The sequence below is a fragment of the Sphaerochaeta sp. S2 genome (genome assembly GCF_016406725.1).
GTDB lineage: Bacteria > Spirochaetota > Spirochaetia > Sphaerochaetales > Sphaerochaetaceae > Sphaerochaeta.
In genome coordinates this window covers 1-7,056 of sequence record NZ_JAEKNT010000552.1, presented here as the reverse complement: position 1 = coordinate 7,056, position 7,056 = coordinate 1, and the positions used below count along the sequence as shown (strand labels likewise).

The following is a 7,056-nucleotide window of genomic DNA, read 5'->3' as shown; positions in this document are numbered from 1 at the left end:
TTACTGGAGTTCCTCCGAGTTCCATGCTTTTGGCGCATGGTACCAGGATTTCCGTAATGGGGGGACTTCCGTTAAGGGTAAATTTGACCGCATCAGTGTAAGGCCAATTCGGGCTTTCTGATCGGCAATTCCAATGCTTCTCAAGGATGAAGAGGTCCAGTCGTTCATCGACGGGCAGAGCGGGTACTGGGTCCTGTACACCAATGCCGAGAAGGATCCCGCTGAGGCATTGTATGCATACCGGCAGAGAAATGACATTGAACTGCTGTTCGACGACATGAAGAACATCATCGACTGCAACAGATTGAGAGTCCACACCGAGCAGGTGATGAAAGGCAGGCTTTTCATCAATTTCTTCACACTGGTCATCCTGACTGCCATGAAGGAACGAATCAATCTGATCCCCGTGAAACAGCGGAAATACTGGAACCACCGTGAGAGCCTGGATAAAGTGGATACCTACTCGAAGATTCACTACTGGGGGAAATACAAAGATGTGCACACAGTCCCCATGAAGGCTCAGCGGCTCATATTCGATCTGTTCAGCATTGAATATTCATGGAAAGGCAAGCTGATGAGTGGAGGGGATGAGGATCCGTTCGAGACAGATTCCCCACTCTCATAATTGCAAAACTTCGGGAATTTGAAAATCATATCTATGGGTATGAATTATCATGCTATACTTACAAAGTATGACGTTCGTTCAATGAATGCTACTGTCGGAAAGATATGGGTATGTGCCGATACGGACTGCTGCACAATAAGGAATTACATTAAGTCCTAAAACTTTTAGCTTGAAACCCTTATTTAATATTCTACTACAGACACATCGAATGCTAAGTAAGAATATTGGGAGGGTAAGATGGCAAAACACTACAAGCTAATTGGGACCACATTCAAGGAATTCCAGGATAGACTCGTTTCGTGTACTCAAGCAAATACATCGGAAATAAAGGATCAGATATATGGGCAAAGAGCCCGGCTCATTCCAATCGGTGAAACAACTAAGAATGGGTGCGAAAAGAATTTGGCGTCAATTTTCTTATCTACAATGACTCTGGTAAAGGAATTCAGGGAGATGGTAAGCAAAGAGATTGACTTAAAGAAAGGGGGCTCTCTGTATGCCTACACAGAGGTTGCCTTTCCTTTCTTGCCCCTATACTACAATCATATAGATAAAGAGAAGAAAGAACTGGATAGAGTCGATGGACTATTGCTAGTAGTAACAGCTGGCAAGATCAGTGATGCGGCATTCTTTGAGATGAAGAGTAATAGTGCCGTATTGGATCGCGACCAAATCGAGCATTACATGTCACTAGCCCAAGAAGTTGGCATAGATAAGATGGTTACTGTTTCCAATCAATTTGTAACATCTTCAACATATTCACCGCTTGATATTAAGGTTCCGTCTGGCTTTAAACTTTTCCATCTTTCTTGGCACTATATTAATACAATGGGGAAGATTCTCTGGGAAGACAATGAGACAAATATTGATGACCAGGACCAAAGAGCCATTATGTATGAAGTATCTCAATATTTCGACCATGACAAATCTGGAGTGAGAGATTTTTCTGCTACAACCGAAACGTGGGGAAAAGCAATAGATGGACTGCTGAAGAATACTGTGAATCCTTATGACTCATATTGCTCTGGGGCAGTTCTGAATTGGATTCAGGAGGAGCGAGATATTGCTTTGAAGCTGAGTCAGCATTTGGGATATGTAATCGATACCCAGAAGAAAAAGTATTCCACACTTCAAGAACGTATTACTGACGAAACACAAACTCTGTTGAAAACGCTCAAGTTGCAATCGGAGTTCAAGATCAAGCATGTCGTATCAAACTTACGTGTAGAAGCAGATATTCATGGTACGAACATTTGTGTTTCGGTTGTTGTTAAGAACCCTGAAGGTGCAACTACCTATAGCCAGTTGAAATTTGTGAAAAATCAGCTGGAGAAGAAATGTGCGATGAAGAATCCAGATAAGTTCAAAAACATGGAGAAGGACATAACCCTAGAGGTAGCCTATAAAGGTCGTATTCCTGATACAACCTTCAATTATCAAGACTATGATGAGTTTGAGTATAGAATTAAAGAGCTCGGAAAAGAGAAGGACGCAAGCATAAAGCAAGTAAGGGTCAACTATATAAAGAACTATGGCCTGGCTATTTTTAAAAGTCGAACAAAATTCATCAAGACTTACGAGGAGCAAATTCTTACCTTCTATCATGTCATCGTCCAGAACTTAAAGAATGGGGTGATTGCAGCTCCTCAGATAGAGAATCTTGAGATTGAGGAGTGATGAAAGACATGTAAAAGCTTAAAGAAAGCGACCGATCTTATATGGGAAAGCGTGAACGATGACTTGAAATATGTATTTTTATATGTAAATGCCTAGCTAAAAATGAGTGCATGTAGTTTTTGCTGAGTATTTATAGGCGTGGATGTGTTAGGGCAAACATATCTTTGCCATATATTTCAAATCAATATGAATTGTATTGCCTGTATCATATTAATAAAGGAGTGAATCAAATGACAGACTTAGCTGATTTGGAAGGACTGTTAACTGACACAAAAATACTACCGCATGAGGAAAGAACCGATGAGGATTATTTTTCCATTTGTGGATTTCCTCATTATGAACGGGTTGCTTCCAATGTCTTGGCATTTTTCTTGGATAATAAGCGTGAGCATGGTTTGGGGGATTTGTTCATACAAAGTCTTCTTTCTTGTGGAGGGATAACATCCGAAGGACTTGATCTGAATTATGAAGTAATGACCGAGGTAAAGACTGTTAGAGGTAATTTCATCGACCTAGTTATAGAATCGGAATCATTTATCATTATCATTGAGAATAAGATATATGCATCTCTCTACAATGATTTGGAAGACTATTATAAACACTATGCTAAAGCGAGAAAAAGTAGTATCGGGCCAAAGATAATCTTTGCTTTTGTGTTGAGCCTAACAAAAATTCCTCCAATCCATAGCAAATACATTTTCATTGATTATGAGAGCCTATTTTTAGAGATAAAGACTCGATTGGGAGGAGCCATAATCAGGTCTAATCAGAAATACCTATCATTGTTGTTTGACTTCATCACAAATATAGAAAATCTGAAGAGAGGAAATACCATGGACTATGAATTTATCAATTTTGTAAAAGAGCATACTAATGAGATCGATGATATTAACACACGACTTAAGAAAATCCATGATGACTTTCGTCATGTTGTTGAAGCTGTTAACTCACAGATTCTTGAAAGATTCCAGACAGGTAAAATTAAACAATGGGCGTGGAGAAGGTTGCCTGAATTTTATGATATTGCGGTTACAGATATATACCTGGACAATGTGAATATTGCTATCGACGCACGGATAGATTTGGATGGTTGGAGATTTACTATATTCACTCGGAAAAATAAGAATGAATTTGATCTTGAGAAATATTTGCAGACAAGGGACATAGCATATGCTTTCCAATCATATAATAAGCTAAAACTTGACAAAGGGTTTGATATCCGAGAAAACGACGTCACTGTGGCTAATTATATCATTCAAATTATTGAGAAATTGCTAGAGGAGAATAGTTAGATAACCAGTTTCATCCTCTTTTGTAACTAGGCTTAGGTAGGATTCATCTCAAATGATTCCTCATACTTCTCATTTATAAGTTTGCTCTTCAATGATTATTAAATTCCGGGAAGACCAAAGATGAGCTGTGTTAGGTGGCAAATTATCTAATCAGGAAGAAAGCAGAAAATTGCAAATTGCTTTAGCAAGGACTGCATAAGCATGGTACATTAGTTGCACATTCTCCTATAAAGGAAAAGGAGAGGGCCTCCCGTGGAAAGTAGGACCCCCTCCAAGTTGCAATAATGCTCTTAGAGATTGCCATTGAACTGGCTCAATTGCAAGTGGTTGACGGCAAGGAACACCCAGAATCCAAGATGCTGGGCATCTTCCATTGCATCTTCTGTAATCACCTGCTCCATGGTCATGGGTGGAGAAAACGCTATTTCATAGACCAGTCACTGAGCAGTATGCAGGTATGGATCCACCGGAAGTTTTGCCCTTGCTGTGGGAAGACTTTCACCCTTTTGCCCAGCTGGGTCCATGCATTCAAGTTATTCAGTCTCGAGACCATTTGCCTCCTGTTGGACTACAAGCTCCAGAAAGACCATTTCAACACGGTCCTTGGGGTGTCCGGCTACTTGCAGAGGACATGGTGGAGAAGTTATTCCCACAGGAGCAGGGTGGATACGGACTTCCCCGACCATGGGAAGGTGTTTCACATGCTCAGGGCCAGGCTCGGGGGATGCATAAGCTCCCCTCCATCGGTAATCATCGTGCAAGAAAGGCATCCCTCATTGATGGGAATCCATTTGCAGCGGCCTGCCCACCAACGTTTGTATCTATATGTCCCAAGGGGTATCCCCTAGGCTGGTGGTACCAAACTTTCAGGAGGTACCAACCCATGGATGCAAGCAAAAAGGAACAGGTAGCACTGTTCCGCTTCGGACTCATCTTCCCTCTGCTCGACGATCGGTTGAAGCATGGGGACATCACACGCCTGGCGAACCAGATTTGCGAGAGGGAGCACGACATACCGTTCTCCGGCAAGAAGACGGTGAGCATGCCGACGATTTACAACTGGCTGAATGCCTACCGCAGGAACAGGAACATCGAGGACCTGTATCCCAAGGACCGTTCGGACAAGGGCTGCCGCAGGAGAATCAGCAGCGAGACCGAACAGGCACTGCTGGTATTCCGCCAGCAACATCCCGAATGCAAGATCACCACCTTGGTGAGGATGGCCGAGAAACAAGGCATCTTCCTGCCCTCGGAGGTGGTTGACATGACCCTCATCTACCGGATCTTCCGCAACCAGAGGGCCAAGGGGAAGGTCCCCGGCGACAAGGACATGCGCCGCCTTGAGATGGAGCATGTAAACCAGGTCTGGTACCTGGATGCAATGGTGGGCCCGAAGGTGTATGTGGGGCAGGGAAAGGAACGAAGGCTGGTTGTTTCCAAGCTGTTTGCAATCATAGACGACAAGAGCCGGCTTGTTCCCTATGCCCGTTTCTACCGTGACGAGACAAGCGAGAGCCTGCTGGATTGTCTCTGGGGTGCATTCAATGCAAGGGGACTGCCCCGCCAGTGCCACACCGACAATGGTGCGGCCATGAGGGATGAGCGGATAAAGCTCGGCTGTGCAGCCCTTGAGGTGAATTTCACACACTCAAGGCCCTACACACCAACAGGGAAGGCGAAGGTGGAAAGATATTTTTCCACGGTACGCATGCAATTCCTGCCCACCCTGGGGGACAATCCCCTGGAGCTGTATGAGCTGAACCAGCGTTGGCTGGAATATCTTGATGAGTACAACGGCAGGTACCACGCCGGTATCGGGATGTCACCGATCCAGTGCTACCTGGGCGAGATTGAGGCGGTCAGGCCGGCCCCGCCGGACCTTCCCAGGCTGTTCAGGAAACGGGTGTACCGTACGGTGAGCAAGGCAAGGACGGTAAGCCTGGACTCGGTACTGCTTGAGGTTCCCCTGGGTTATTCAGGAAGGAAGCTGGAATTGCGTTACAACACCATCAGTGACGTTGAGGCATTCTATGACGGTGAGAGCCTCGGATTGCTCAGGCCGGTCGACTTTCATGCAAACTCACGAGCCCACAGGATGAAGGGGGTGCAGCAATGAACACTGACATCCGTACCTTCTACGGGTTCAAGCAGATGCCGTTCTCTGCTGAACTGAAACCCAACCAGATGTACCTGCTCTCTTCCATGGTGGATATAAGCAACAAGATCCAGTTCGCCATCCAGAACAGCATGTATTTCACCATCATAGGGGATGTGGGGGCAGGCAAGTCAACTTCCTTGCGCTATTCCCTGCATCAGCTACCCGGCAAGAGCTACCAGGTCATTGACCTGGTGGGAGGCCAATGGAGCTTCATCGAGGTGCTCAGGCAATTCATGGCATCATTGGGCATCTTCACCAGGACAAACCAGCCTTCCACGATGCTCAGACAGATCCATGAGGCACTGGACCTCATCTACAATGATGGCAAGCGGCCTGTGTTGTTCCTGGATGAATGCCATCTTTTCACCGGGGATTTCTTCGCCCAACTGCATCTCCTGAGCCAACAGAGTCTGGCAAGGACGAGTGTGATACCCATTGTCATGTGCGGGCAGGAAGGATTGTTCGAGAAACTACGCAACCCGCAGGCCCGTCCATTGATGAGCCGGATTCTTGATGGATACAACCTCCGCAGTCTCTCGCAGGATGAGTGCTTCGGGTATATTGATCATCACCTGAAGGTCATCGGGGGAAGAGGTTCCGAGATTTTTGACAAGCCTGCACTGATAGCGGTGAGCCAGGTCTCTGCAGGGATACCCAGGAACATCAATTCGGTGTGTCTGCTTGCCCTGAAGCATGGCATGGAACAAAGCGTGCAACTCATAACTGCGGACATCATCAGGAAAGTGACCAGGAATTGGTGGGAATGAGCAGGTAAAGGAGGAACAACCATGGATTCGCAAAAAAAGAATGACCAGAAGACGCCTCCCGTCGTCCATCATGACAGGTTTACAGAAGACTACTACTTGCAGGTTATCGATTTGTACCGGGGACACGTACGTAATGAACTTGTTCACCGTGGGATTTGCGAGATTGCAAGTGACAGGATGCGTAAACAGGCAGTATTCAAGGAGGATCTTGAGTATTGCTTTGAGGTGTGCATGAGGGTTGGAATTGAGGAAGACCCTGCTTTCTAGTGCTAACAATCTGATTTTATCAGGCCTCTTCGGAGGCCTTTTATTGACTTTGTTTCTCTAATCTACCATGCAACCAATTACTCTAACGGTTCGTGCAAACTTCACTATAAAATAATGTGCCGTTCAACACCTGGAGATGGATGCATCCTCCTACGTCTGGATCAAGGGACTGGGAAAGTGCACCCTGCATGTCTGCATCGATGACGCCTCGGGGTTCCTGCTTGGTCTGTGGCTGGAGGCCGAGGAGACGCTGCACGGCTACTACAAGCT

8 protein-coding genes and 1 pseudogene are annotated in these 7,056 nt (G+C 45.5%); 7 read left to right on the top strand and 2 right to left on the bottom strand.

All coding sequences use genetic code 11. The features are described from left to right. Nucleotides 1-133 precede the first annotated feature (133 nt). The 4 genes and pseudogenes from JF818_RS16270 to JF818_RS16775 all read left to right on the top strand — a co-directional run. On the top strand, nucleotides 134-625 hold the full coding sequence (locus tag JF818_RS16270) for a transposase (protein ID WP_198893089.1): 492 nt from the start codon (nucleotides 134-136) through the stop codon (nucleotides 623-625). Nucleotides 626-862: 237 nt separating this feature from the next. Beyond that, nucleotides 863-2,302, top strand: coding sequence for a hypothetical protein (locus JF818_RS16265; protein ID WP_198893088.1), 1,440 nt, complete (start codon nucleotides 863-865; stop codon nucleotides 2,300-2,302). 230 nt (nucleotides 2,303-2,532) lie between these two features. Then, nucleotides 2,533-3,594: a PD-(D/E)XK nuclease family protein gene (locus JF818_RS16260; protein WP_198893087.1), complete on the top strand. Its 1,062-nt coding sequence runs from the start codon at nucleotides 2,533-2,535 to the stop codon at nucleotides 3,592-3,594. 356 nt (nucleotides 3,595-3,950) lie between these two features. Continuing rightward, nucleotides 3,951-4,109 (top strand): annotated as a pseudogene (locus JF818_RS16775) (DUF6431 domain-containing protein); the annotation flags it as partial. Between the two features lie 18 nt (nucleotides 4,110-4,127). Here the strand turns inward: JF818_RS16775 and JF818_RS16255 are convergent. Beyond that, nucleotides 4,128-4,364, bottom strand: coding sequence for a hypothetical protein (locus tag JF818_RS16255; RefSeq protein WP_198893086.1), 237 nt, complete (start codon nucleotides 4,362-4,364; stop codon nucleotides 4,128-4,130). A 113-nt stretch (nucleotides 4,365-4,477) separates the two neighbouring features. Between JF818_RS16255 and JF818_RS16250 the strand changes: the two genes are divergently transcribed. From JF818_RS16250 to JF818_RS16240, 3 genes are read left to right on the top strand one after another with little or no spacing between them, the layout of a single operon-like run. Next, nucleotides 4,478-5,710 (top strand): DDE-type integrase/transposase/recombinase, encoded by a 1,233-nt coding sequence (locus JF818_RS16250; protein ID WP_198893085.1) that lies wholly within the window; start codon nucleotides 4,478-4,480, stop codon nucleotides 5,708-5,710. Beyond that, nucleotides 5,707-6,519, top strand: coding sequence for an ExeA family protein (locus JF818_RS16245; RefSeq protein ID WP_198893084.1), 813 nt, complete (start codon nucleotides 5,707-5,709; stop codon nucleotides 6,517-6,519). The genes JF818_RS16250 and JF818_RS16245 overlap by 4 nt, the downstream gene beginning before the upstream one ends. Nucleotides 6,520-6,540: 21 nt before the next feature. Continuing rightward, entirely contained in the window at nucleotides 6,541-6,786 is a 246-nt protein-coding gene (locus tag JF818_RS16240; protein WP_198893083.1) for a hypothetical protein, read from the top strand. Between the two features lie 82 nt (nucleotides 6,787-6,868). Here JF818_RS16240 and JF818_RS16235 read toward each other — a convergent pair. Continuing rightward, nucleotides 6,869-7,056: hypothetical protein (locus JF818_RS16235; RefSeq protein WP_198893082.1), on the bottom strand; the 188-nt coding region annotated here is incomplete at its 5' end.